At 60.0% G+C, this 24,882-nt stretch carries 22 protein-coding genes; all 22 read left to right on the top strand.

Annotation, left to right across the window (positions count from 1 at the left end; all coding sequences use genetic code 11):
• Positions 1 to 24: 24 nt before the first annotated feature.
• The 22 genes from FSO04_RS19930 to FSO04_RS19825 all read left to right on the top strand — a co-directional run bounded on the left by FSO04_RS19930 (position 25) and on the right by FSO04_RS19825 (position 24,807).
• Positions 25 to 1,509: an aldehyde dehydrogenase family protein gene (locus tag FSO04_RS19930; RefSeq protein ID WP_154561667.1), complete on the top strand. Its 1,485-nt coding sequence runs from the start codon at positions 25 to 27 to the stop codon at positions 1,507 to 1,509.
• A gap of 47 nt (positions 1,510 to 1,556) precedes the next feature.
• Positions 1,557 to 2,666, top strand: a complete 1,110-nt coding sequence (locus tag FSO04_RS19925; RefSeq protein WP_154561665.1) for an alkane 1-monooxygenase — start codon at positions 1,557 to 1,559, stop codon at positions 2,664 to 2,666.
• A gap of 28 nt (positions 2,667 to 2,694) precedes the next feature.
• A complete protein-coding gene (locus tag FSO04_RS19920; protein WP_199203047.1) occupies positions 2,695 to 3,177 on the top strand; it encodes a styrene oxide isomerase in 483 nt (160 codons plus the stop codon).
• A gap of 48 nt (positions 3,178 to 3,225) precedes the next feature.
• Positions 3,226 to 4,290, top strand: a complete 1,065-nt coding sequence (locus FSO04_RS19915) for a 2Fe-2S iron-sulfur cluster-binding protein (RefSeq protein ID WP_154561661.1) — start codon at positions 3,226 to 3,228, stop codon at positions 4,288 to 4,290.
• Positions 4,291 to 4,464: 174 nt separating this feature from the next.
• Complete coding sequence (locus FSO04_RS19910) at positions 4,465 to 5,616, top strand: acyl-CoA dehydrogenase family protein (protein ID WP_154561659.1); 1,152 nt, start codon at positions 4,465 to 4,467, stop codon at positions 5,614 to 5,616.
• Between the two features lie 33 nt (positions 5,617 to 5,649).
• The gene (locus FSO04_RS19905; RefSeq protein ID WP_168435753.1) at positions 5,650 to 6,504 is read left to right on the top strand and encodes an SDR family oxidoreductase; all 855 of its coding nucleotides are present in this window, start codon (positions 5,650 to 5,652) and stop codon (positions 6,502 to 6,504) included.
• 7 nt (positions 6,505 to 6,511) lie between these two features.
• Positions 6,512 to 6,979: a MaoC family dehydratase gene (locus FSO04_RS19900; protein WP_154561657.1), complete on the top strand. Its 468-nt coding sequence runs from the start codon at positions 6,512 to 6,514 to the stop codon at positions 6,977 to 6,979.
• Positions 6,967 to 8,700: an AMP-binding protein gene (locus FSO04_RS19895; protein ID WP_233464918.1), complete on the top strand. Its 1,734-nt coding sequence runs from the start codon at positions 6,967 to 6,969 to the stop codon at positions 8,698 to 8,700. The genes FSO04_RS19900 and FSO04_RS19895 overlap by 13 nt, the downstream gene beginning before the upstream one ends.
• Before the next feature lie 24 nt (positions 8,701 to 8,724).
• A complete protein-coding gene (locus FSO04_RS19890) occupies positions 8,725 to 9,519 on the top strand; it encodes an enoyl-CoA hydratase/isomerase family protein (RefSeq protein ID WP_154561655.1) in 795 nt (264 codons plus the stop codon).
• 158 nt (positions 9,520 to 9,677) lie between these two features.
• Complete coding sequence (locus tag FSO04_RS19885) at positions 9,678 to 11,288, top strand: DUF1302 family protein (RefSeq protein ID WP_233464917.1); 1,611 nt, start codon at positions 9,678 to 9,680, stop codon at positions 11,286 to 11,288.
• A 24-nt stretch (positions 11,289 to 11,312) separates the two neighbouring features.
• Positions 11,313 to 12,584, top strand: coding sequence for a DUF1329 domain-containing protein (locus FSO04_RS19880; protein WP_166618214.1), 1,272 nt, complete (start codon positions 11,313 to 11,315; stop codon positions 12,582 to 12,584).
• Between the two features lie 153 nt (positions 12,585 to 12,737).
• Positions 12,738 to 13,778, top strand: a complete 1,041-nt coding sequence (locus FSO04_RS19875) for a WD40/YVTN/BNR-like repeat-containing protein (RefSeq protein ID WP_168435752.1) — start codon at positions 12,738 to 12,740, stop codon at positions 13,776 to 13,778.
• Between the two features lie 103 nt (positions 13,779 to 13,881).
• Positions 13,882 to 16,266: an efflux RND transporter permease subunit gene (locus FSO04_RS19870; RefSeq protein WP_233464916.1), complete on the top strand. Its 2,385-nt coding sequence runs from the start codon at positions 13,882 to 13,884 to the stop codon at positions 16,264 to 16,266.
• Entirely contained in the window at positions 16,259 to 17,635 is a 1,377-nt protein-coding gene (locus FSO04_RS19865; protein ID WP_154561651.1) for an FAD-dependent oxidoreductase, read from the top strand. The genes FSO04_RS19870 and FSO04_RS19865 overlap by 8 nt, the downstream gene beginning before the upstream one ends.
• 20 nt (positions 17,636 to 17,655) lie before the next feature.
• Positions 17,656 to 17,991, top strand: a complete 336-nt coding sequence (fdxA, locus tag FSO04_RS19860) for a ferredoxin FdxA (protein WP_154561649.1) — start codon at positions 17,656 to 17,658, stop codon at positions 17,989 to 17,991.
• A 33-nt stretch (positions 17,992 to 18,024) separates the two neighbouring features.
• On the top strand, positions 18,025 to 20,304 hold the full coding sequence (locus FSO04_RS19855; RefSeq protein ID WP_154561647.1) for a molybdopterin-dependent oxidoreductase: 2,280 nt from the start codon (positions 18,025 to 18,027) through the stop codon (positions 20,302 to 20,304).
• A gap of 52 nt (positions 20,305 to 20,356) precedes the next feature.
• Positions 20,357 to 21,130, top strand: coding sequence for a hypothetical protein (locus FSO04_RS19850; protein WP_154561645.1), 774 nt, complete (start codon positions 20,357 to 20,359; stop codon positions 21,128 to 21,130).
• A 6-nt stretch (positions 21,131 to 21,136) separates the two neighbouring features.
• Positions 21,137 to 21,712: a cytochrome c oxidase subunit 3 family protein gene (locus FSO04_RS19845; RefSeq protein WP_199203046.1), complete on the top strand. Its 576-nt coding sequence runs from the start codon at positions 21,137 to 21,139 to the stop codon at positions 21,710 to 21,712.
• 3 nt (positions 21,713 to 21,715) lie between these two features.
• Complete coding sequence (locus tag FSO04_RS19840) at positions 21,716 to 21,976, top strand: cytochrome C oxidase subunit IV family protein (RefSeq protein ID WP_154561643.1); 261 nt, start codon at positions 21,716 to 21,718, stop codon at positions 21,974 to 21,976.
• 52 nt (positions 21,977 to 22,028) lie between these two features.
• Positions 22,029 to 22,973, top strand: coding sequence for a DUF7064 domain-containing protein (locus FSO04_RS19835; protein ID WP_154561641.1), 945 nt, complete (start codon positions 22,029 to 22,031; stop codon positions 22,971 to 22,973).
• A 264-nt stretch (positions 22,974 to 23,237) separates the two neighbouring features.
• The gene (locus tag FSO04_RS19830; protein ID WP_233464915.1) at positions 23,238 to 24,266 is read left to right on the top strand and encodes a phosphotransferase family protein; all 1,029 of its coding nucleotides are present in this window, start codon (positions 23,238 to 23,240) and stop codon (positions 24,264 to 24,266) included.
• A 1-nt stretch (position 24,267) separates the two neighbouring features.
• On the top strand, positions 24,268 to 24,807 hold the full coding sequence (locus tag FSO04_RS19825) for a hypothetical protein (protein ID WP_154561637.1): 540 nt from the start codon (positions 24,268 to 24,270) through the stop codon (positions 24,805 to 24,807).
• Positions 24,808 to 24,882: the final 75 nt, after the last annotated feature.

The following is a 24,882-nucleotide window of genomic DNA, read 5'->3' as shown; positions in this document are numbered from 1 at the left end:
GTATCGAATTCAGGAGACAGTCAGATGGACACTTCCGTACAGTTCGGAACCCGAATCAAGGCGGTGCAAAACAAGAATCTCATTGGCGGACAATGGCTGGACGCCGCTTCGGGCCAGACCATCGAGGTGGAGAATCCCGCGACCCAGGACATGATCGCCGCTGTTCCGCGTAGCGCAGCGCAAGACATCGACCGCGCGGTGAAAGCGGCTCGGGCCGCCTTCGAGAGCGATGCGTGGCGCAAGATGCGCCCAATCGATCGAGGCCGTCTGCTCGAAAACATTGCCCGCAAGATCGAGGACCACGCAGAAGAACTGGCCTACCTGGAGTCGGTCGACACCGGCAAGGCCATCACCTTTGCCAAAGTCCTGGATCTACCGTCCACGGTCGAGGTGTTCCGCTACATGGGAGGCTGGTGCAGCAAGGTCGGCGGCAAGACTTTACCCGTCTCTTTCGACGGCAAGGAGTACCACGCCTATACGCGCCGCGAGCCAGTGGGCGTGGTGGGCGCCATCACGCCATGGAATTATCCGCTCGCGCTTGGGGCATGGAAGATCGCGTCGGCGTTGGCGGCCGGATGCACGATGGTGCTGAAGCCCACGGAGCTCACTCCGCTGAGCACGTTGCGGCTTGCCGAGCTCTGCCTCGAAGCAGGTCTGCCAGAAGGTGTCCTGAACATCGTCAACGGTTATGGCCACGAAGCCGGCGCTGCGCTGGCCCAGCACCCCGACGTCAACAAGATCACGTTCACCGGCTCGACCGCAGTGGGCAAACAGATCGTCGAGTATTCGCTTGGCAACATGAAGCGGGTTTCGCTGGAACTCGGCGGCAAGTCGCCCAGCATCGTTTTTGCCGATGCGGACCTCGACCAGGTCGGCCTCGGCGCGGCGCTTGCCGTGTTCTTCAACTCCGGCCAGATCTGCTTTGCCGCCAGCCGGCTGTTCGTGCAGGACAGCGTATACGACCAGGTGGTTGAGGCGGTGGCGGCGGCGGCTTCCCAGTTCAAGGTGGGCAATGGCCAGAACCCGGAAACCATGATGGGGCCGCTCGTCTCCGGCAAGCAGCAGGAACGCGTACTAGGCTACGTCGCCTCAGGGCTGGAGCAGGGCGCGACGCTGGTCTGTGGCGGCAAGAAGACGGGAGACAAGGGTTACTTCATGGAGCCAACCGTGTTTGCCAATGCCGACCCGTCGATGAAGATCGCCCAGGAGGAGATTTTCGGACCGGTGGTCAGCGTGATGCGGTTCAAGGACGTCGAGGACGTCACCCGAATGGCCAACGACACCCCCTACGGGCTGGCCGCCAACATCTGGACACGCGACATCAAGAAGGCCCACCGACTGGCGCACAGGCTGGAGGCCGGTTCGGTCTGGATCAACTGCCATGGAATCATCGACGCAGCACTGCCTTTCGGCGGATTCAAGCAGTCCGGCTGGGGGCGCGAGGTGTCCGAGGAAGGGCTGCTGGCCTACACCGAGACAAAGACGGTCTGCGCGTTGCTCGACGACTGAAATGAAACCCAAATGCCCCGCACTGCGGGCTCCTGGAGGAACGTGAAATGTGGGATTACCTCAAATATTATCTGGCGCCGCTGACGCAAGCGTTAAGCATGCTGGGACTCTACATGGGCGGTGACTATGTCTGGGTCGGCCTCGGTTTCTTTCCGTTGATGGCAGCCATTGACAGCATGCTGCCGCTGGACCTGAAGGCGCGCAAGATGAAAAGCCGGGGTTGGGCCTTCGTGCCGATCTGGCTTTCGACCTTGCTGGGACCGGCCACGTACCTCATGCTGGCCTGGTCTGTCGCCCATCATGATCTGACCGGCTGGCAGATGCTCGGCGGCGTGATGAGCTGCGCATGGCTCTCGGTGGTGCCGATGGTTCCCGCTTCCCACGAGCTCTACCACGCACGGGGCAGAATCGGCCGCACGTTTGGACGCTACGCGCAGATATGCTTCCTCGACCCGACGCGGATGGAGGCGCATGTCGTGAGTCATCACCGTGACGTGGGCACTGCCCACGACAGCGACACTGCAGCGCGTGGCGAAACCCTGTATTCGTTCGCACCCAAGGCCGTTCTTGAATCCACGCTGCTGGCCCAACGTATCGAGTCGGATGCGCTGGAAAAGCGCGGCTTCGCCCGCTGGTCGATTCGCCACCATCTCTGGCGCGCGATCCTGGCGCAGGTGCTGTTCCAGTCACTGATGTACTGGATCGGCGGTTGGGCGTCGGTAGGGCTCGCGCTCGTTGCCATGGTGATTGCCCGCTTCTGGGTCGAAACCTTCAATTACTTCCAGCACTATGGGCAGGTACGCGTGGCTGGCAGCCCGATCGAGAAGCGCCATGTATGGAATCACTTCGGTCCGCTGTCACGGTTGGTCGCTTTCGAGATCACCAACCACGCTGACCACCACCTGAACACCTATCTCTCCTACTACGAGTTGGTTCCTCACCGCGAGGCGATCCGCATGCCCAGTGTGTTCGGTTGCTTCATGGCAGCGCTGTTGCCGCCGGTGTGGTTCAGTCTGATCATCAAGCCGGCCCTGCGGCGCTGGGACAACGAATGGGCGTCCGCGGAAGAGCGCCGTCTGGCTGCCGAGCAGAACCGCCGCGCGGGTTGGGAAGATTGGCTAGGGCAACCTCCTGCGACGGCCAGTTCATCCAGTTGATGGACCACGCCCCTGACGAACCCATCCAATGAAGAGCGCGAACATGATTGTCGATATCCAGCGGCGCATGATTGGTCATGCCGCACTCATCCTCCTTATCGGGATGCTGGCAGGCGCGGGCCTGCTTGTCAGTCTGGTAGGAGGACTCGAGTGGTGGCCCGGAAAGACGATGCCGCTGCACCTGCCGATTTCCACCGATGCCTGGGTGCGCACACACCTCGGCGGCATGCTCAACGCCTTCCTGATCATGCTGGCGGCACTGGCCATGCCGGTGGTCGGGTTCGACGTGCCTGGCGGGCGCCGCCTCGGCTGGATGTTCGTGGGCACGGGGTGGGCCAATACCGTCTTTTACTGGGCGGCGATGTTTGCCCCCAATCGCGCGCTGAGCTTTGCCGACAACCGGTTCGGGTCATCCAACCTGTTCACGGTGATCGGCCTCGCGCCTGCCTTGCTGTTCACCCTCGTATCCATCGTCGCGGTTGTGCTGCTGGCGTATCGGGCCTTGCGCTAAGCCCTTGTCCACGGCGTCGCTTTCCGTTTTCCGGACTCTCCACACTCCATGCGAAATTTCCTCAACTCCTTGCTGCCGCGGTCCCCTACCAAGCGGCAGATCCGGATCCTCCCGCAGGGGGTGACCATTGACGTCGCCTCGGGTCAGACGTTGCTGGAAGCGGCACTGGCCAATGGCGTTCACTATCCTCATAACTGTACTGTGGGCACCTGCGCTTCGTGCAAGACGCTCTTGCGCCAGGGCCGCGTGCGGGAAGCCACTCCTTTTGGCTACACCCTGTCCAAACAGGAACTGGATGCGGGCTACATCCTCGCCTGTCAGGCCTTTGTGCGCGACGATCTCACCGTCGTGGAGATTGCCCCCCCGAGCGCGGATCTGCCAGTGGCGGAATCCTACGCGGCCAACATCGTCGCGACCGAGCCGCTGACTCACGACATTCTGAAAGTCACGATGCGTACAGACCGCCCAGTGAACTATGTGGCCGGGCAGTACGCTAGCGTCCTTGCGCCCGGATTGCCCCGCAGCCGACACTACTCGTTCGCCGACGCGCCGCAGAGGAGCGGCCGCACAGAGCTTGCGTTTTTCATCCGGAAGGTGCCGGGTGGCGCCTTCACCGATGCATTGTTCAGTGGCAGCCTCGCCGGTCAGTCGCTCGCGATCGAGGCGCCCCACGGCAGTTTCTACTTGCGAGGCGGCAACGCGCCGATGGTGTGCGTCGCAGGTGGCAGTGGCTTGGCGCCATTGTTGAGCATCCTGGAGGATGCGCGCAGGAGCCGCATCCGCCGCCCCTGCACATTGCTCTTCGGCGCGCGTACGCAAGCCGATTTGTACATGCTCGATGCCATCCGGGAGCTTGCCGGAAACTGGCCCGATCCTTTCGAATTTATCCCGGTGTTGTCTCACGATTCTCCAGGCAGCCCCTGGAAAGGTGCCCGAGGCCTGGTCAGCGATTTCATCACCGCAGCGATGGCTGACGGTGCGGAAGGCTATCTATGCGGACCACCGCGCATGATTGACGCAGGCATCGCAATGCTGGTGCAGCACGGGGTTTCGCTCGAGGCCATTTACTACGACAAGTTCACAGACGGCCACGATGGGGTGCCGGGTGGCTGACCCCTGCACTGCATTTGCCGATTCAAACTCGCCCAAGAACACGGCAATCTGGCAGACCACGATGAATATGTCTTCCGAGGTAGTGCAAACACTTATAGATAGCTACAGTACGGTACACTACTGTACTAGTTATGCAGATGGCGCCAACCCGGCATAACCCAGGAGATTGAATAGATGGTCCTGACCGAAGACCAGAAAGCGCTTCAGGAGACCGCGCGAAGATTTTCACGCGAGCGGTTACTCCCTGACTACCAGAAGCGGGAAAAGCAGAGGGTGCTTGACCGGGTCCTGATCCGCGAGATGGGTGCATTGGGCCTGCTGGGAACAGACATTCCCGAATCCTTCGGCGGCCTGGGGATGGATGGCGTGACGACGGGCCTGATCGCAGAAGAAGTCGCGTACGGCGATTTCAATATCGGCGGTGTGTCCGTCGCGATTTCACTGCTCGCTGCGATCATCCTGCGCAATGCGAATGCGGCCCTCACAGACGCATGGGTGCCCCGCATGGCGCGCGGCGAGGTCATCGTCGGCATCTGCGTGACGGAACCGCGCGGCGGGTCGGATGCAGCCAATCTGCAATTGCGTGCCCGGATTGACGGCAACCATTACGTGGTGAACGGCGAGAAGACGTCTATCACCTTTGCCGACTGCGCCGACGCTTTCCTGGTCTTTGCACGCACCGGCCGGCCGGAGGAAGGTGCGCGTGGCATCACGGCGCTCTTCATTCCGGCCGACTCACCCGGGGTGCAGCGTACCCGCTTCGACGATGTAGGAAGCCACATCACCGGACGCGGCTCGGTGTTTTTCGATGACGTGCGCGTACCGCTCGACCACCGGCTAGGCGAGGAGGGGCGAGGCTTTACCCAGGTCATGCAGGGCTTCGACTACAGCCGCGCGCTGATTGCGCTGCAGTGCGTTGGCGCCGCCCAGGCATCGCTTGACGAAGCGTGGTGCTACGCAAAGGAGCGGGAGGCGTTCGGCCGGCCAATCGGGCAGTTCCAGGGCGTGAGTTTCCCGCTGGTCGAAGGGGATTCCTCAATCGCAGCCATCCGGCAGCTCTCGTACCACGCGTTGTCGCTACGTGACGCGGGGCTGCCGCATACAGCCGAAGCTGCAATGGTCAAATGGATGGGACCGAGAACCGCCTTCGATGTCATTCATCAATGCCTGCTGACGTTCGGCCACTACGGCTGGTCAAAAGACCTGCCGCACCAGCAGCGCATGCGCGATGTAATGGGCCTGGAGATCGGGGACGGCACGGCCGGTGTCATGAAACTGATCATCGCGCGCGAACGCATTGGCCGTGCCGCCGTGCAGTATGCATGAGAGCGAAATCATGAGGATAACCAGGAGGTGTCTGTGAGTTATCGGTCCGCGTTCCGCCATGGCCTGTTCGAAGACCGATGCGTCATCGTGACGGGCGGCGGCAGTGGCATCGGCCGCTGTGCCGCGCATGAACTCGCCGCGCTTGGCGCAGACGTCGCCATTGTTGGCCGCACGGCAGAGAAGCTCGAGGTCGTGAAGGCTGAAATCGAGCAGGACGGTGGCAAGGCGAGCACGCACATCTGCGATATCCGCGAGGAGGCGCAGGTGCAGGCCACGATCGATGCAGTGCTCGCGCAACACGGCCGTATCGACGGGCTCGTCAACAATGCGGGCGGCCAATACCGTGCCGCGCTCAAGAGCATTTCGACGAAAGGATTCGAGGCGGTCGTGCGCAATAACCTGACCGGAGGCTTCATCTTCATGCGCGAGGTCTATACGCGCTGGATGGAAGTCCACGGCGGCTCGATCGTCAACATCATCGCTGATATCTGGAATGGCTGGCCGAACTTTGCGCATTCGGGCGCGGCGCGCGGCGGCATGCTCACGCTCAGCCAGTCGGCTGCGTCCGAGTGGGCCGGATCGGGCGTGAGGGTGAACGTCGTAGCGCCAGGCGGCATTGCTTCGAGCGGGTTTGACACCTATACACCCGAAGCTTTTGAGGAGATACGCAAGGTTGCGAGCGGGGTGCCCCTGCAGCGCTTCGGCAACGAAGCGGAGGTTTCATCGGCGATCGTCTATCTCCTGTCGCCAGCCGCGTCGTACATCACCGGCACATACATTCGCGTTGACGGCGGCAGTCCGAATGCGCGTCAGACCGGAACGCTGGCCACCGAATCGCGGGTACCGCCGTTTGACGGCTTTCATCGTGCTTTGCCCACGCGCAGTTGAGGACGCGATGCCAATTCCCTGGAAAGAGCGATGGTTTGACGACTTCGCCGTCGGCGAAACGGCGGTGTTCGGTGAACATCTGGTCTCCGAAGACGAGATCGTCGAATTCGCGCGACGCTACGATCCGCAGCCTTTCCATGTTGATCCGGTCGCGGCGATGCAATCGCCCTACGGCGGGTTGATCGCCAGCGGCTGGATGACGGGTGCAGTCGTGACGCGTCTGATGTGCGCGCACTTCCTTTCGCCCTGCTCGGCAATGGCGTCGCCCGGCCTGGATGAGCTGCGGTGGCTCAAGCCTGTTCGACCAGGAGACCGTCTGTCCGTGCGCGTCGAAGTGCTGGAGACCAACCGTTCACGCAGCAAGCCCGATCGTGGCGTCGTACGTTTGTTGCAGCAGGCGGTGAATCAGGACGGGGAGGTCGTGCTGTCCGTACACGGGCGAGCGATGTTCTGGTGCCGCCCATGCAGCCGCTGACCGTTCGCCGAAGTGGCCAAGAGAGCAGCGCTGGAAGCGCTGAACTTTTCCGAACAACACAGAGAGATCTCATGCCGTTTGAAATCGCACTGAGCCCGGCACGGGCCAACACCCTGCGCGCTCAGGGATGGTGGCGCGACAAGACCATTAACGCCTGTTTTGACCAGGTGCTCGAGCGTTCGCCGGACAAGACAGCGCTTGTGGCTCATACCCGGGGTAACGAGGCTGCGCGCCGCATCAGCTACCGGGAGCTCGACCGGCTCGTCGCCACGGCGTCCGCTTCGTTGAGCGCGCTCGGCGTCGGACGCGGGGACGTTGTATCGATTCAACTGCCCAATGTCTGGCAGTTCGTAGTGACGTCATTAGCGGCCTCGCGCATCGGGGCGGTCGTGAATCCATTGATGCCCATCCTGCGTGAGCGCGAACTGGCCTACATGCTTGACTTTTGCGAGGCGAAGGTTCTGGTCGTTCCGTCCCGTTACCGGGGCCATGATCATGCCGCTATGGCGCGCGGCCTGCTGCCTCAGTTGACGAAGCTGAAACGGCTTGTGGTTGTGGGAGATGACGGCGCAGACGGTTTTGATCGTGTGCTGCTGAATCCGGACATGCAGGCTCCCGTTTCTCTGAGCGCCGCTGCGGCCAGGTTGCAGCCGGATGACGTGTCACTCCTGATGTTCAGTTCGGGGACCACCGGCGCCCCCAAGGGCGTGATGCACACGTCCAACACGTTGCTGTCGACGCTGTTCACGTCGATCGAAGACCTGCACCTGAGCTCTGACGACGTGGTGCTGACCATTTCGCCCGTCGGCCATCTGCTTGGCTATGCGTATCAGACGATGATGCCGCTGATGCTTGGCGCAACGACCGTTCTGATGGACGAGTGGGAGCCGCGCGTCGCGCTCGAACTGATGCGCAGCGAAAAGGTGAGCTTCAGCGCCGCCGCCACGCCATTCCTCGCTGATCTGCTCAATGCCGTGGAAGCGGGTGACCCTGGCGCACCCAGTTTCCGGCTGCTCGGCTGCGCTGGCGCACCGGTGCCCGCAGTGCTGGTCGAGCGCGCGGCTACGTGCATGAACCTGACCGTGTGCTCGATCTGGGGCATGACGGAAACGGTGGCCGGAACGCTGACACAGGTTGAGCGTGCGCGAGAGTTGTCTGCCGTGGCCGATGGCCGGGCAGCGCGAGGCAACGAAGTGAGGGTGGTTGACGAAGAGGGAAGGCCGGTGCCGCTGGGCACCACTGGCCGCCTGCTGTTCCGCGGCAGTTCGCTCTTCGTTGGCTATCTGAAGCGTCCCGAGCTTAATGCCCTCGACGCCGAAGGCTGGTTCGACACAGGAGACCGCGCCTATCTGTTGAACGACGAGGGCTACATCCGGATCAACGGGCGGAGCAAGGACATCATCATTCGTGGTGGCGAGAACATACCAGTGTTCGAAATCGAATCGCTGCTGCTGCGTCACCCTGCCATTGCTGAGATAGCGATCGTGGGTTATCCGGACGAGCGACTCGGCGAGCGCGCCTGTGCGTTCATCGTCCTCAAGCCGAGATGGACCTTCGACACCGATGCCATGGCGCAGTACATGGGGGCGTCGAAGACCGCCAAACAGTATTGGCCCGAGCGAATCGTGATCTGCGAGGAGTTGCCGAAAACCGGAAGCGGAAAGGTACAGAAGTTCAGGCTGCGCGAACGGGCGATCGCCTGCGCCAGCGATCAGAGCTGACAGATTGGCCAGAGAGACAGTCCTATGTCAACGAACTATTCGTCGCTTCGCCTCGAGATCGATGCCGGTCTCGCAACGGTGACCATGACGCAGCCGTCGCGCGGCAATCCGATCGACGCCGATTTCACCCGCGAGTTCAAGGAAGTTTTTCTCGAACTGTGGGACACGGTGGGCTTGCGCGCCGTGCTGTTGCGTGCGGAGGGCGAAAATTTCAGCTTCGGGGGAGACCTCAAGACTTTCCATCCCGCACGCGATCAACTTCCTGCTCTGGTTCGGCGGTTGACCAGCGACCTGCACATGGGACTGTCGCGGGCGTGGCAACTGCCGGTTCCGATCGTCGCCGAAGTGCAGGGCTGGGCGATGGGCGGCGCAGTCGCCATGATTGCCGGCTGCGACATGGTGGTGTCGGCCGAGTCCGCGCGCTTTGGCTCGGCCTTTTCCCGGATCGGTTTTTCGTGCGACAGCGGCTCCACTGTCACGTTGACATTCCGTATGGGAGCCGCTCGCGCCCGTCGCTTTGTCCTGATGGGAGAAGCGCTTGGCAGCACTGAGGCTTTGGCCACAGGTCTGGTAGACCGGGTGGTGCCGGACACACAGCTGGCGGAACTCGCACGCGGCCTGGCGTCGGAGCTGGCAGCCGGCCCGACCCTGGCCTACGGTGAGATCAAGCGGCTTTTTCTAAAGGCTGGCCATGCGCAACTCGAGGAACGTCTTGAGGATGAGGCTCTTACTTTGGCGCGCATATCGGGCACGCAGGACGCCCGGGAGGGCGTGGCGGCGATGTTTGAGCGGCGCAAGCCCTCATTCCATGGGCGTTGAGCAATCATGTCGGTCCCGTCATGGACTACCTGTCGAGCGGTTGCGGTACATGAGGGTTGATTCGGGAGGAACGCTTCAACGAGAGTGAGCCAGGTGTAAGTAATTCGTACTGCATACGTGTGTAATAAAAAAACCCAAATCGATAGGAGACGGCAGGCATGAAGTATTCAATTTTCAAGGACGACGGCATGTCGCGCTGGCGTAAAAAGCCGAGTCGAGTGTCGGTTCTCGCGGCGCTTCCAGCGCTGCTGATCGCACTGGGTTCGCCCGCCGGGGCGTACGCAGCCGACGAACCACCTCCCCCCGGTGAACAACGTTCCGGGTTGAGTGGGCTAATCGGGTTGACGGACAACTACCTCACGCTTGGCGGATTCGTCCGTACGTGGGCGTCGATGAACCTCCAGAATCATCCGGAGACGTCAAGGAATGACGCCGGGACGCTTCAGATGCTTCGAGGGTCGCTCGAACTCGATGCAAAACTGAAAACCGGTCCGCTCACCTGGACGGCGGTGGGCAGGGCTGACCGGGAAGTCCTGACCACGTATCAAAAGGATCTGCAGAACCTTGCGCGCCAGAATACGCCGGGAGGACCGGGAAGCAGTCTGTTGTCACAATACAATCAAACCGAGCTTAGAGAGTTCTATGTCGATGCTGATGTCGGAGATCGAGTCCATCTCCGTTTGGGCAAGCAGCAAATCGTCTGGGGCGAGACGGACTTCTTTCACCCGACCGACCTGATTCAAGGGTACGACTACCGGTGGCGCTCCTTTGTCGAGCCGGAGAGTGACGAGGTCCGCAAGCCCTTGATCATGGCCAACGCAAAGATCGCCGTGCCTGAGGCTGGCGGAACACTGCAGTTGGTGATTCGCCCGGGGCTGGATCGCAAGCGGGATATTGGTAATACGTACGATATCTACGGTGGGCGTTGGAGCGTACAGCCATTCCAGGGCGTCGACTTTCTCTCCGGCATAGTCCGCTACGACTATGACCACCCTTATGGCAAAGCCAGTTCTCCGACAGGGGGCGCCAGATGGACAGGGATCGCGGGCCCGGTGAACTATGCGTTTTCGTATCTCAACACGTTTACGCCCGACCCTGTCCTGAACCCGGCGGCCAACCCGATCGGCAAGTCGCCGTCCGGCCTGCTCGGGGATTTCTTCTTCCCGAAGATCAATGTTTATGATGCAAGCGTGAGTGGCCAGATCCCGGTCATCGACACCATTGTCAACGCGGAGATCGCCTACCAGCCGAATCGGTATTTCAATACCGGCACGGGGCTGCCCAACGGCACGCAGGGCACCGGGCCCGTGATCAGAAAGAACGTCATTTTAACGACGCTTCGTCTGGACAAGGAGCTGAGTCTCGAACGCTTGCTCGGAACGAATGCTGCGTCGCTTCTCTCGATCCAGTTGTTCGACCAGTGGATTCAGAACTTCAAATCCAGCGACGACATCGTCGCCCAGGTCGGTTGGAGCGCGCCAGCCAAGAGGCACGACACGATCTTGACGGCGTTCCTCACGCTCAACTACATGAATAGCCGCTTGAACCCAAGTTTGGCGGGAGGAGTAGACATCAGCACCGGCGATGGATTCGTTATCCCCAGCATCACCTATACGGTCGGCAATCACTGGCGATTCCTGGCCGAAGCGGACATCTTCCTGCCGCGGCATGCGCGTACCAGCCCAGCGCAATTAGGACAGAGCACCTATGGACTGGCGGGCTTCGGCAACCACGACCAGTTGCTGCTGCGCGCAACGTATCAGTTTTAACCAGAGGCAATCGGAGACATGATTATGCAAACTCAATTCAAGCCAGGCGTGGCGTACCGTCTTAAGACGCTGGTGGCTGCATGCTTGATCGCGACGAGTGCTTCCGCACTGGCGGCGGAGCTTTCTGACGGAACCGTGATCAGCAAAGCCAACCTCGACCAGATCAAGAACGACACCTTCATGGGGCATACGATCGGCAGCCTGCTCACGGAAAAGGTTGAATGGCAAATACGCAACACCGGCCTCAAGATGAAGCTGGGTAAGTCAAAAGAGCCGGAGTTTGACCCAAAGTACGTGGAATCCACGAAGAAGTATTCCGACCAGGTTAAGTTCGATCCCAAGACAAGGGAAGTCACCGGCTGGGTTGCGGGTCTGCCGTTCCCCGATATCTCCGAGTCGGATCCGGACGCGGGGGAAAAGGTGATGTGGAACTTCTACTATGGGTCGCCCTATCCCAGAGATATTAAAAAGGACGTCTATTTCGTGACGGTCAACAGTTCGGGTTACGAGGCGACCCAACACTATATCTTCGATCGGCTTATCAATAAGGGACGTCTGGGGGAAGGCAAAACGGTTCTGGGCGATCCAGACGTGCTGACCAAAACGATGCTTGTCGCTGTAGAGCCGCAGGACATCAAAGGGACGGGTACTTTCACGGTTCGCTATGACGTCAGCGCGTCGAAGCTCGAGGATCAGTTTGCGTATATCAAATCCGCTCGCAGAATCCGGAGACTGACCGGAAACGCATGGATGGACCCCGTAGGCGGGCTGGATTTCCTGAATGACGACATCTACGCCTACAACGCCCGTCCATCTCAATACAAGCAGAACAAGCTGATCGGCAAGCGCTGGATTCTCGCCGCCGTTGACTACAAAGTGACACGAAATGCCGCCAAGGCGGGAACCTTGGAAGAGTGGCCAATCATCGATTCGAGCGGGCCTGCGCCCTACTGGTACCAGAAAATGAACTATGCGCCGCGCGAGGTGTGGGTCGTCGAGGGTACCCCACCTCCCGAGCATCCCTACAGCAAGAAGATTATGTACGTGGACACCAAGATTCCGGCTGTCTACATGGCCGAGACGTACGACAAGAAAGGCGATTTCTGGCGATACATCGAATACGGCTACGACCAGCTAACCGGACAGACAACCGGAATTAAGTATATGACCCCAGCTGGCGGGGAGTTCATTGATTTCAAGGCGAAGCACGAGACCCAGTTCATCGCTCCGGGCGTAGTCGATTATGGCGCGAAGTGGGGACAATATACGCCTGAAGCTCTGGAGGCATTGCAATAGCGCGGCTGAGCCAAGGCGCCGGTTCGCGCGTTCGCGGGCGCGCGCTTTCCGGTGCCTTTGTCGGGTCCGGCTTTCGCACCTGGGCCTCGCACGCGCCAAATCCATTTCTGCCCGCGTTCGTCGGCTTTTGCCGCAACGTATCAGGACATCAACGTGAACCGCATATTCAATCTTTTAACGTCTGCGTTGCCGCTGGTCATCATCGGTGGATTGCTGTATGCCGGGCTTTTCATCAAGCCACAGCCGCAGGGGGCTGCGTTAGCAAGGCCGGTGTTCGAACGCGGTGATCGCTTCTATGGGTTGGCCGTGGAGCAGGACGGGAGGGCGTGGGTGGTCGGCAGCGGCGGAAAGATCGCGCGCACGGAAGACAGCGGGCGCTCGTGGGGAATTCAGCGATCCGCTGTTGATGTCTCGCTGCAGGATGTGGCGGCGTGGGATGGGCGACACGCTGTTGCGGTCGGCAACGGTGGGGCCGTGATCGTTACCGATGACGGCGGGAATCTGTGGCGTGGTGTCGAGGCCCCGCACAACAAGATCGCCAACAAGCTGATGCGCGTCACGGCGCTGGCCGGCGGACAGGCATGGGCCGTGGGCGAGGGCGGAAGCGTGCTCCATTCAACCGACTTCGGGAGCACCTGGGCTCAGGTCGGACCCGAAGAGGACATCGCATGGAACGACGTCTCATTTCGCGGAGAGCGTGGCTGGATGGTGGGCGAATATGGCCGGATTCGAGTATCGAACGATGATGGTGCCTCATGGCACGAGGTCAAAAGCCCGACGAAGATGAGCCTCATGTCAGTCGCGTTCAGGGATGCCGAAAACGGTGTGGCGGTCGGCCTGAACGGCGTCATTCTTGTTTCGCACGACGGCGGGAAAACCTGGACCCAGGAGAGGTTTGTATCGCCCGATCAGTCGCCCCAGACCATCCAGACTGACGATCGTCTGGAAGCGGGAAAAGTGTATGAACGCGGACGATTGGAGCATCTGCTTGACGTGATTTGGGACGGCGAGCGCTGGGTTGCCGTGGGCTCCAAAGGCATTGTCGTCATTGGATCGACAGACGCCAGCGAGTGGAAAGCAACCCGCCTGTCGCCGGATGATCGCAATTGGTACACGAGCATTGCACGGAGCCCAACGCAGTATTACCTCGTAGGTTCGCGAGTGGTCACCACCCAGGAAATGAAGGCCCTGTAGGCACGGGGCGAGCAAAGAGCGCGGCAATCCGGAGAGCAACACTGTGAAAGACCTTACGTATACCAAGCTTCAGAACTTCGTCGAATTCTGCATCCGAAACCGTGTGGCCGTGGCCGGAGCTTACCTCCTGCTGACGCTGGTGATGACGCTCTTCGCCGCACGCGTACACGTCAAGACGGTATTTGAAGACCTGCTGCCGCGCAGTCACCCTTACGTTCAGGTACATGAGCGATTTCAGGAGCACTTTGGCGGCTCAAACGTGATCAGCGTCATGCTTGAGGTAAAGCAGGGCGATATCTTCAATCAGAAGGTGCTCGAAAAAGTCAGAAAAATTACGAATGAACTGCCATTGGTCGATGGCGTGAACTCGACCCAGATCGTTTCGCTTGCTTCGAACAAGCTAAGGGAAATCAGGGCGTCGACCGACGCCATTGAAGCACGGCCTGTCATGTGGCCGGATATTCCGAAGACGCAACAAGAGATGCAGGCGCTGAAGTCCTCTGTGCTCAACAGTCCGTTGATCTACGGGCCGTACGTTTCACGAGATCTGAAGTCAACGCTGATTACGGTCGACTTCTATGAGAGCCTGGTCGACTACAACAAGATCTTTCCGCAGATCACCAAGCTGGCCGAGGCCGCGCAAGGCGAAGGCGTGCAGGTCAGCGTGGTCGGCGAGCCGATGCTCTATGGCTGGGTGAACTATTACGTCCCGGAAACCTTGCACATCTTTCTTTTCACTATCGGCTGCCTGGTAGCACTCCTGTTTCTGATCGCGCGGACCTGGCGCGGCACGCTACTGCCGCTGCTGGCAGGCCTGACCAGTGCGATCTGGGCGCTCGGCTTCGCCTCGCTCCTTGGTTTCAACCTCGATCCACTGGTCATTGTCATCGCTTTCCTGATTACCGCCCGATCCATCTCGCATTCGGTGCAACTGGTGTCGAGATTCGGCGATGAACTGGCGGCTGGGGCCGAGACGACGCGTGCGGCTGCCAGCTCCGCGATGCTCCAGCTCTTCAAGCCAGGCATGCTCGGGGTGATCGCCGACGCGGGCTGCATGGTCGTGGTGGTGCTCACGCCGATTCCGCTCATGCAGAAGGTAGCGGTCATCGGGACCATCTGGGTACTGACCATCGCCGTAAGCGCCTGCGTCATGACGCCGGTGCTACTGTCGTGGCTCAAGAAACCCAAGGGCTGCGCTCACCCGTTCGACGTTTCGCCGCTGCTCGATCGCGTGCTTACGCTGGCCATCTCGGTTGCCGCCTCCAGATGGCGTTACGTAGTGGTGGCAGGTGCCGCGGCGGTTTTCGTCGGCTCGGGCCTCTATGCCTTCAGGCTTCAGATCGGCGACGCAGATGCCGGTTCGCCGATTCTTTGGCAAGACTCGCGCTATAACCAGGACTCAGCGGCGGTCAATCGGCAGTTCCAGGGGGCGGACCGCATGTACGCGGTCTTCGCGGGAACGAAGCCCGACGACGTCAAAGAGCCTGCGGTGCTCGAAAATATGGTTTCGATGCAGCGCTTCATGGCCGCGCAGCCGGAGATCGGGGGGAGTCTGTCGATTGCGGACGTCATTCCGTCAGTCAACCGGATCCTGCGCGAGGACAATCCGCGCTATCAGGAGTTCGGCAAAACCAAGAACGAGAACGGCGAGTTGTTCTACATGTGGGGGGCCGATGCAGGTGAGTCTGCCCAATTTGTAGACCCCAAGTTTCAGTACGCACCGGTGACCTTCTATTTCAAGGATCATCGCGGTGGCAGCATTCGGACGGCGGTGCAGCGGCTCAAGGAATTCATCGCTGACAACCCCTTGAAGCAAGGCTCCTACCTACTGGCCGGGGGCGTGATCGGCGTCACCGCGGCCGTCAACGAAGTGATCCTCTCCGGGCAGATCGAAAGCGTTGCGCTGGCACTACTCTGGCTGGTCATCTGCTGTGCCGTCGCCTATCGCTCGACGCGGGCAGGAATCTTTTTCATGGTGCCGGTCATGCTTTCCAACACCATTACCTTCAGCTTCATGGCCTGGAAGGGCATCGGCATGACTCTGAGCACCTTGCCTGTCGCCGCACTCGGGATTGGGCTGGGTGTCGATTATGCGTTCTACGTCGTCGATGGAATCCGCGAGGAACTCCATCACCACAACGATCTGAAGCTGGCAATTCAACAGTCGTTGCGCACTGCGGGCAAAGGCGTGCTGATCACGTCTCTGACGCTGACCGTGAGCGTGGTGCTGTGGCTGCAGTCGTCGCTGCGTTTTCAGGCGGAAATGGGGCTGTTGATGGCGATCTGGCTCTTCGTTTCGGCATTCAGTGCCTTGTTCATCATGCCCGCCATGGTCTACGTCTTCAGGCCAGAGTTCATCGTGGGAAAACGCAGCGAGTCAAAATACAGCACGCCGGCCAAACGGCATCGGAAGGTGGAGGATCCGGCGTGGGAGTGCCCCACCCGGGCAGTGAGCAGCAAACCAGGCCGGCGCGTCGCCAATGATTGACGCAGACGTCGCTGCGCGCGTTGTAAGAGGAGAGGAATTTGTGATGCCGATTTCTGTAGCAGTCGTTGGCAGCGGTCCAGCGGGTATGTATCTCGTGGAGGCTCTGCAAAGGCATGTACCGACTCCACCGCTGATCGACGTAATAGATCGGCTGCCGACGCCGTTCGGGCTCGTTCGCTCCGGCGTTGCGCCAGATCACGCGTCTGTCAGAGCGGTGACGCAGCGTTTCGAACAGGCCTTTTCCAGGCATGGTGTTCGGTTTCTCGGCGGCGTCGAGATTGGCCAGGCGGTTTCACTCGACCGTCTGCGAGAACTCTACGACGCAGTGGTACTAGCCTGTGGTTGTCCTGTCGACAACACGCTGGATATCCCTGGAGAACACCTGCCTGGCGTGTGGGGATCGGCTCGATTCACCGGTTGGTACAACGCCCATCCTGATCACGCAGAGTTGGAAATTGCCGAGCTGCCGGAAACCGTGATGGTTATCGGCAACGGCAATGTCGCGATTGACGTGGCTCGGCTACTGACAAAGCCCGTCGATTCGCTTGCGCAGACCGATATATCTCCTCGCGCGATGGACATGCTGCGCGAGTCGCGCGTACGAAAAGTCGTGCTGGCCGGACGGCGCAGCCCCATGGATGCTCGCTTTTCGGTCAAGGAGCTGGAGGAGTTGGGCGAAGCAGCAGATGTTTCTCTATCCTTGCCGACAGGAACAGAGTTCCCGGATAGCACGGTCATCGCGAGCCTTCCGGCGCCGCAAGCGTCCATGCTGAATGCTCTGGCCCGCTTCTCCAACTCTGCAATGTCAGGAAAGGCCCGCGCTATCGAGCTTCAATTCCTCGGAAGGCCAGTCGAGATCATCGGCCGCACGCGAGTGGAAGCGATGCGCTTCGAGCGAATGCGGATGAACGGAAACATCGTCGAAGGCACGCGCTCATTTTTCAATGTTCGGTGCGATGTGGTGATCAGTTGTATCGGCTACCGCGTGAAGCGATTGGCGCCTCTGAATATCGATGAGCGGCGCGGGTCCTTCCTGCATGAGGATGGTCGAATCGAGGAAGGCCTGTACTGCACCGGATGGGCGAGACGAGGGCCGGGTGGAACCATCGCAACCAATAGAGCCGATGCCGCTCAGATCGCCGCTCGCATCAGTAAGGAAGTCTCCGCTATCGGTGGTGAAGGTCCTTCTGGGCTGGACAAGTTGCTGGCAGAACGCGGCATCCGTCCTGTCGTGTTCGAGGACTGGAAGGCAATCGATCGCGCTGAATGCACACGCGCGACCGGAGGAGCACCCCGCAGGAAATTTCACACCGTCGAAGAAATGTTAGGCATATGCGGTATTGACCGAGTGAGCGCCGCGAGCGCGTAAAACGAAGTGAGGAAACGATCATGACCTATGTCGTTACAGACTCCTGCATACGATGCAAATACACAGACTGCGTTGACGTATGCCCGGTGGAGTGCTTTCGCGGCGGCGAAGTCATGCTGGTCATCGATCCGGTGACCTGCATCGATTGCGCTGCCTGCGTCCCGATCTGCCCCAGTCAAGCCATTGTCGCTGGCAGCAAACCGGAAGCCGCGCGCTGGCTGGCGCTCAACAGGCAGCTCTCGGCCGTCTGGCCAAAAATGGTCGAACACCGACGGGACTTCCCCGACGCCGACGAATACAAGGGGATGTCGGGCAAGTTCGAGAAATTCTTCAGCGAACAGCCACAGAGCGAGTGATCGCCGTCAGGTGTGAAGTTGGAGGAACGTACGATGAGCGCTACAAGCATGGAAGGAAGTCTGAGCCGGCACGTTCGCAAGTGCCCCATCTGCGAAGCAGGGTGCGGCGTCGTGGTGACCGCCGATAGGGAGACGCGAACCGTGCTGGATATTCGCGGCGACGAGCATGACCCGCTCAGCCGTGGTTTCGTCTGCCCCAAAAGCCAGGGCATGAAAGCGTTGCGTGAAGACCGTGATGTACTCGCCAAACCACTGCGCCGCCGAGGCAAGGATTTCGAGGAAATCAGCTGGCAGGATGCCCTCGAGTTGGCGGCCGAACGCTTCAAGGACATTTCGCACAAGTATGGCGCGGACGCCAACGCGATTTACGTCGGCAATCCTACCGCACACAATCCGGGCGGACTGCTGTACACGCTGAGCTGCGCGATGGCGCTGGGCACACGCTCGCTGTACTCTTCAACCTCGGTCGACCATCTGCCCAAGGTGCTGTCAACAGGCCTGGTATTCGGCGACCAGTCGTTGATTCCGGTGCCGGACGTCGAGCGCACCGACTACCTTCTCATTCTGGGCGCTAACCCCTGTATCTCGGGGGGCAGCCTGATGACGGCGCCCGGCTTCGGCCGGCGCATGGAGGAAATCCGGCAGCGTGGTGGCCAGGTGGTAGTGGTGGACCCGCGCCGAACCGAAACAGCGGCCTTGGCGAATCGACACCTGCCCATTCGACCGGGCACCGACCCTTACTTCCTGCTGGGGCTGTTGCGGGTGCTCTTCGACGAGAACCTTGTCAAGCTCGGCAGACTGGAGACGCATGTCAATGGCGTGCAGGAGGTCGCCGCCTTGGCGAGGTCGTTCTCGCTGCCGGAGCTCGCCGCGGCCAGTGGCATCCCTGCCGAGACGATCAGGGAGATCGCCCGCGATTTTGCCGGCGCTCCATCGGCCGTCTGCTATGGGCGAACCGGGTCATCCCAGCAGCCTTTCGGTTCGGTGACCAGCTGGCTGATCGACGTGGTCAATGCGCTGACAGGAAATCTCGACCGTCCCGGCGGCGCCATGATCCCTATGGGAGTGACGCCTTCGATCTTCCTGAACGAACGTTACCGGAACGGTGTGGCGCCGCATCACCGCTGGCATTCGCGGGTGCGCGGACTGCCGGAAGTCGCCGGCCAGTTGCCCGCGGTCGTCCTGGCCGAGGAGATTCTCACGCCCGGACAAGGACAGATCCGGGGCCTGCTCACGATGTGCGCCAATCCGGTCATCAGCGTGCCCAACGGCCCACAGTTGTCGAAGGCGCTGTCCTCGCTGGATTTCATGGTGGCGGTCGATATCTATGTGGGCGAGACGAGCCGCCATGCCGATCTGATCCTGCCCGGCTCGGGCCACCTGGACCGTTCGGACTGGCCGATTTTCACGACGACACTGGCCGTGCGCCATGTCGCCAAGTGGGTCGACAAGGTGTTCGAGCCGATCCCGGGTACGAAGTCCGACGGCGAGATCATGCTGTCCCTGGCCGCCAAGCTCTCCGATATCTCCGAGCAGGCCGTCGACAATGCGCTCGCTGAGTTCTTTCTGCAGGGCGCGCAGGCCGGCGGCGGCCTGGGCGGCAAGACGGCTGCCCAGGCCCTGGAGCTGCTGGAGGAGAAGCAGGGCAGCGACCGCATCTATGAAATCCTGCTGCGCACGCATCATTTCGGCGACAAGTTCGGAGCCAAGCCTGACGGCCTTACCTTATCGAAGGTCAAGGCGGCGGATCACGGCATCGACCTAGGCCCGCTATTCGAGCGCCTTCCGCAGGCGCTGGGCACGCCGAGCGGCAAGGTCGAACTGGCGCCCGAGCTGCTGATGCGGGAAGCGCCGCGCCTGCGCGAAGCGATGACGCAGTACACGACCAGCGACCGAATGATCATGATCGGCCGGCGCCAGCTGCACTCGATCAATTCCTGGATGCACAACATCCGCGCGTTCAATCGCGGCCCGGACAAATGCACGGCCATGCTGCATCCGAACGACGCGGAGCGCCTTCAGGTCAAGACGGGCGACCGCGTCGAGATTAGTCGGAACGACAAGATGATCACGGTGCCGGTGACCGTTTCGGACGAAATCATGCCTGGTGTCATCAGCATGCCGCACGGCTGGGGACACGACGCACCCGATGCGCGTCTGTCCTATGCGCGCACACGGCCTGGCGTCAATTCGAATCTGGTCGCCTCGGAATTCGACATCGACATTCCCAGTGGCAATGCGGTCCTCACGGGTTTCACCGTCGGTGTAGCACGGACGGCCGCCGTGCCGGCGCCGACTCTGGACGTAGCGTAGCGATCCCAGCCTTTTATTGGCGTAGTGTCAACTCAATTTGGAAGAGGTAATCATGAATCAAAATGCTCAAGGTACTGACTACGGGATGTGGCGGTTGCTCGCCTGGTGCGGTCCCATCTTCATGGCGATTTTCTGTTACTTCTGGGGCATCCTGTCCCATAACATGCCCCCGATCGGCGCCGACGTCACACCAGCGCAGATCGCGGCCCACTACCTTGAAAACAATCTGGCGCTGCGTGTAGGCATGTCCGTTTGCATGGTCGGCGCAGCCTTTTACATGGCCTGGGGTTGTGCCGTGTCCAAAGTCATGCGCCGCATCGAGGGGCCGGACGGTCTTCTGTCCAGTCTTGAAATGATGGGCGCCACCATCACTGTTTGTCCTCTGCTGATCGCCTGCGGTACCTGGCTGACCGCCGCCATGGAAACATCAATTCTGACGCCGGAACTCATTCACACGCTCTATTACATGGGCTGGATGATTATCGACCTCGCTTACATGGTGACAACGTTCCAGATTTTCGCGATCTGTGTGGTGTTTCTGCGCGACAAGCGCGCCGAGCCCTTGATGCCGGCCTGGGTCTGCTGGTGGGGCTTCTTTACCTGCGCAACATTCTTTCCAGTCAGCCTCATCCCTTTCTTCAAGACCGGTCCATTCGCCTTCCAGGGCATGTTCAATTTCTGGGTCGCCTTTCTCGCCTGGTATGCGTGGGTATTCGCCACGTCCTTCTATGTGATCCGTGCAATCACTCGGATCGAGCAAGAGGACACGGACCTTGTTGCCAGTTCCATCTCCGAGGCCGGATTTCCAGCAATCTCTTCAACTTGAAAGATCGTGACAGCCACTCTGAATCACCCACGACGCTTGCCCGGAGCGGAAGGCGTCTTTGTCTTTATCGCCGCCGACATGATGGTGTTCGGCCTGCTCTTTGCCGCGTTCGTTATTGAACGCGGCAAAAACCTCGATCTATTCAATCTCTGTCGGCAAACGCTCAACTTCAACTACGGCGGAATCAATACGCTGATCCTGCTGACCAGTTCCTGGTTTGTAGTCATGGCGGTACAAGCGGCCAAAGCGAACAGGCTGCGGCACGTGCCCCATTTCATCGCCATTGGTGTTCTCTGCGGGGCCACGTTCGGCGTGCTTAAAATTGTTGAATACACCGAGAAAATGAGCGCCGGGATATCGATGCTCACTAACGATTTCTACATGTTCTATTTTATTTTGACGGGCATCCATCTGTTGCATGTCGTCGGGGGCATCGTAGTTCTCGTCATCCTCTGGAAGAAAGCGCGACTTGGCGCTTACAACGGCAAGAATTGCACCGGTCTCGAAAGCGGTGCCTCGTTCTGGCATATGGTCGATCTGCTATGGATCTTCCTTTTCCCACTCCTTTATTTGATGAAGTAGAACATGCGCATCCTGTTAAGTCCGGTGAGTGCTGTCTGGATGCTTCTCATGCTCGCTACCTGTGCGAGTACCTGGTGGCTCTCGAAGGATGGCATTGCCCCGACTACCGTGACGGTTCTGATCCTGGCGATTGCGGCCATCAAAGTGAGACTGATCATGATTAATTTTATGGAGCTGGGCCGCGCTCCGTTTCGGTGGCGCTTGCTGTTCGAAGCATGGACGGTGGCTTGTACGGCAGTTATTTTGATCACGTACCTGCGTTAGGGCCGAAACGTATTGCAAACACTGCTGAAACTTTCTCTGGCAACGAGGTGACATGAGCGAACCATCAGAGCAGTTCAAAACGAAGTTTTCCCTCGACCCGGTGCATGACGGTCGCCATCGCCTGCGCAATGATCCCCTCGCGCGCGAATCATTGGTATTCATGTTGCAACTGCCCGAGGAGAATATTGCGGCATTTGTCTATACATGGGTCAATGGCGAAAGCAAAGCCGGCGCCGCACTATGCGTCTTTGGCCCTGGAGCGGGTTCCGTGCCAATTTTTGAAGCGGTCGACGGCATTCCCGTTCCACACGAACAGGGCTTCGACGACTGGCGCGTCGGCAAGGTGCGCGTCGCGCATGGTGCCGTATTGCAGACGGCGGACCTTGCCTATTCCGGCGATGGGGTAAGCCTGCAATACCACTTCGAAGCAACGCATCCCGCGTACAACTACGGCTCGCATGCCGACGGCTGTCCGCAATGGCTGGCCGACGACCGCTTCGAGCAGGCCGGCCAGGTCAGCGGCGTATTGCGCCTTGGCGATCGCGAGATTCCTTTCGACACAATGGGTCACCGCGACCACTCCTGGGGTAGGCGTGATTGGGGTGTGGCGCAGCACTGGAAGTGGCTGGAGGCGCAAGCCGGGCCGGATACTTCCGTGCATTTTTTTGATATCCAGGCGCTCGGTCGCAATATTCTGCGCGGCTACGTGCAGCGCGATGGAAAAATTGCGGAAGTGAGGTCGGTTGACGTTAGCTTCGAGCACGATGCCCTGCTCAGGCATACGGGCATCGATGCCGTCGTCACCGATGCACTCGGAAGAACAACGCATGTGCGCGGTACCACGTTTGCGCTATTCGAATTCAAGGTCAGTCCGCTCGCGACCCTGAATGAGGGATCGATGTCGGTCGAGATCGATGGCGTCAAGGGTGTCGGCCATGTCGAGATGTGCTGGCCGAAACCATACCTGGACTATATGGCGAAAACAGGCGCGACCTGAATCCGGCCCTCTCCAACCGCAGCATGCCCCACCTTTAAAAAAACATGTATCGCCGAAAGCCGTTATGGCTCGTTCCATAATGAGGAGACGAGAATGCAAGAGATTAACAAGGACAGTCCGTCGGCGGAATGGATCAGCGCCATCCGCCGGCGCTTCACCGTCGAGAAGGAAATCGACCACATCCTGACCCGCAAGCTTGAACGGCGCAGCGGGCCGGGTTATTCACCCATAACGCTCGCGTCGCTGGTGCAGAGTGTCGAGTCGTTGCTCCGCACCGAAATCGGCGATACCTTCGAAATCAAGGATACGCGCTGGTTATCCGGTGGCGCCTCGAAATTGCAAATGGCGTTCACGCTTGAATGGAATCGTCCCGGAGCAGGCTTTGAAAAAACCGCGATGGTGCTGCGCATGGAACCGGCCGAGTCGATCGTCGAAACCAGCCGCCTGCGCGAGTTTCAGTTGCTCAAGGCGTGCGAAGCCGTGGTACCCGTCCCATCTGTTTTCTGGTGCGACGCGCAAGCAAGGCATTTGCCCTATCCGGCACTGATCTATGGTTTTGCGCCCGGCGTGACCAAGCCTTCCAATGCCAGCAGCGGCGTTTCCGGCCTGGCAACCCACCTGCCCGAACTGGTGCGCAACCGCCTCGCGCCGCAATTCGTCGCCAACCTCGCAGCAATCCATCTTCATGACTATCGCAATGCGGACCTTAGTGCGTTCGACGTGCCACGCATCGGCACGACGCAGTGTGCCGAGTGGGGCATCGACCATTGGGACCGGATCTGGGAAGAAGACAGCGATGAGGATATTCCGCTGATGCGGGTCGTCTCCGCGTGGCTGCGCCGCAATATGCCTGTTCTGGATCGCGCATCCATTGTGCACTCGGACTACCGCACGGGCAATTTCCTGTTCACCGAGCATGACCTCAAGATTTCCGCCTGGCTGGATTGGGAACTCGGGCGCATTGGCGATCGACATCAGGACCTGGCGTGGACGACAAATCGTGCGTTCGGCCACCTCGATCAGGATGGCAAAATCTTTCTTGTTTGCGGACTCATGCCGGAAGCGCAATTTTTTGAACAATACGAGAAGGCATCGGGGATGTCGGTGTCCGCCAGGACTGTGCATTGGTACAAGATTTACAACAGTTACAGCATCGCTGTCCTTACGCTTGCCACCGGCTACCGGATCGCGCGTAATGGCAAGACGCACCAGGATGTGCTGGTGACCTGGCTGATAGGAATCGGGTACATGATTCTCGAGGAAGTGCGAACCCTGATAGCGATGGAGAACTGATATGCAGATGCGGCCAGAAGTACAGATCGCCAGCGTGATCAAGGCGATGACGGATGTGGTAATCCCGGCGATCGATCCTGCCAACAGGCTTGCGATCGAACAATCCCAACTGATCATCGGGCTGTTGAGTCTGTTGAATACCCAGTTGCCCCTGCAGTTCCGCTTTGATCGCGATGAACTTGGCCGGCTGCTTGCGAATGCGGAAACCCTGAAGGCAACTCCCGCAAACGATCCAGGCACCAGGGCGGCATTGGACAAACTCGCCGTCATCAGTGCCGCCGCCTGCACCGTACTGGATCGATGTACGCTCGATCCTGTGCTACTCACGCAGAGCGTCCGCGACATGCGCGTGGCCATGGGATCAGTCGTGGTCGCGGCGGCTGGCACCGCCGATCTCGACACGCAGTTGCGCGTGGAAAAAATTGTTCTCAACATGTCAAAGGACCAACTCCTGCGCGACCGCTCGCTGATGAAGATGCAGGGGTGGGAGGCGGATCCGGCTGCGCTGCCGGATATCGAAGACCTATTGGCGCAACACTGACATTCAACCATCTTCAGGCAGCGTCGGCCGGCACGTTCATTTTCGACCGGCACGGCGAGGGGCCAGAAGACGACT

It is taken from the genome of Paraburkholderia madseniana (genome assembly GCF_009690905.1).
Taxonomy (GTDB): Bacteria; Pseudomonadota; Gammaproteobacteria; order Burkholderiales; family Burkholderiaceae; genus Paraburkholderia; species Paraburkholderia madseniana.
This window is presented reverse-complemented; position numbering and strand designations above follow the sequence as displayed.

Bases quoted from the DNA above. Each gene is read 5' to 3' on its own strand.
- FSO04_RS19880 (WP_166618214.1), top strand. From the start codon at position 11,313: ATGCAAACTCAATTCAAGCCAGGCGTGGCGTACCGTCTTAAGACGCTG.
- FSO04_RS19910 (WP_154561659.1), top strand. From the start codon at position 4,465: ATGGTCCTGACCGAAGACCAGAAAGCGCTTCAGGAGACCGCGCGAAGA.
- FSO04_RS19920 (WP_199203047.1), top strand. From the start codon at position 2,695: ATGAAGAGCGCGAACATGATTGTCGATATCCAGCGGCGCATGATTGGT.
- FSO04_RS19855 (WP_154561647.1), top strand. From the start codon at position 18,025: ATGAGCGCTACAAGCATGGAAGGAAGTCTGAGCCGGCACGTTCGCAAG.
- FSO04_RS19840 (WP_154561643.1), top strand. From the start codon at position 21,716: ATGCGCATCCTGTTAAGTCCGGTGAGTGCTGTCTGGATGCTTCTCATG.
- FSO04_RS19850 (WP_154561645.1), top strand. From the start codon at position 20,357: ATGAATCAAAATGCTCAAGGTACTGACTACGGGATGTGGCGGTTGCTC.
- FSO04_RS19825 (WP_154561637.1), top strand. From the start codon at position 24,268: ATGCAGATGCGGCCAGAAGTACAGATCGCCAGCGTGATCAAGGCGATG.
- FSO04_RS19915 (WP_154561661.1), top strand. From the start codon at position 3,226: ATGCGAAATTTCCTCAACTCCTTGCTGCCGCGGTCCCCTACCAAGCGG.
- FSO04_RS19890 (WP_154561655.1), top strand. From the start codon at position 8,725: ATGTCAACGAACTATTCGTCGCTTCGCCTCGAGATCGATGCCGGTCTC.
- FSO04_RS19930 (WP_154561667.1), top strand. From the start codon at position 25: ATGGACACTTCCGTACAGTTCGGAACCCGAATCAAGGCGGTGCAAAAC.
- FSO04_RS19865 (WP_154561651.1), top strand. From the start codon at position 16,259: ATGATTGACGCAGACGTCGCTGCGCGCGTTGTAAGAGGAGAGGAATTT.
- FSO04_RS19900 (WP_154561657.1), top strand. From the start codon at position 6,512: ATGCCAATTCCCTGGAAAGAGCGATGGTTTGACGACTTCGCCGTCGGC.
- fdxA (WP_154561649.1), top strand. From the start codon at position 17,656: ATGACCTATGTCGTTACAGACTCCTGCATACGATGCAAATACACAGAC.
- FSO04_RS19885 (WP_233464917.1), top strand. From the start codon at position 9,678: ATGAAGTATTCAATTTTCAAGGACGACGGCATGTCGCGCTGGCGTAAA.
- FSO04_RS19835 (WP_154561641.1), top strand. From the start codon at position 22,029: ATGAGCGAACCATCAGAGCAGTTCAAAACGAAGTTTTCCCTCGACCCG.
- FSO04_RS19895 (WP_233464918.1), top strand. From the start codon at position 6,967: ATGCAGCCGCTGACCGTTCGCCGAAGTGGCCAAGAGAGCAGCGCTGGA.
- FSO04_RS19925 (WP_154561665.1), top strand. From the start codon at position 1,557: ATGTGGGATTACCTCAAATATTATCTGGCGCCGCTGACGCAAGCGTTA.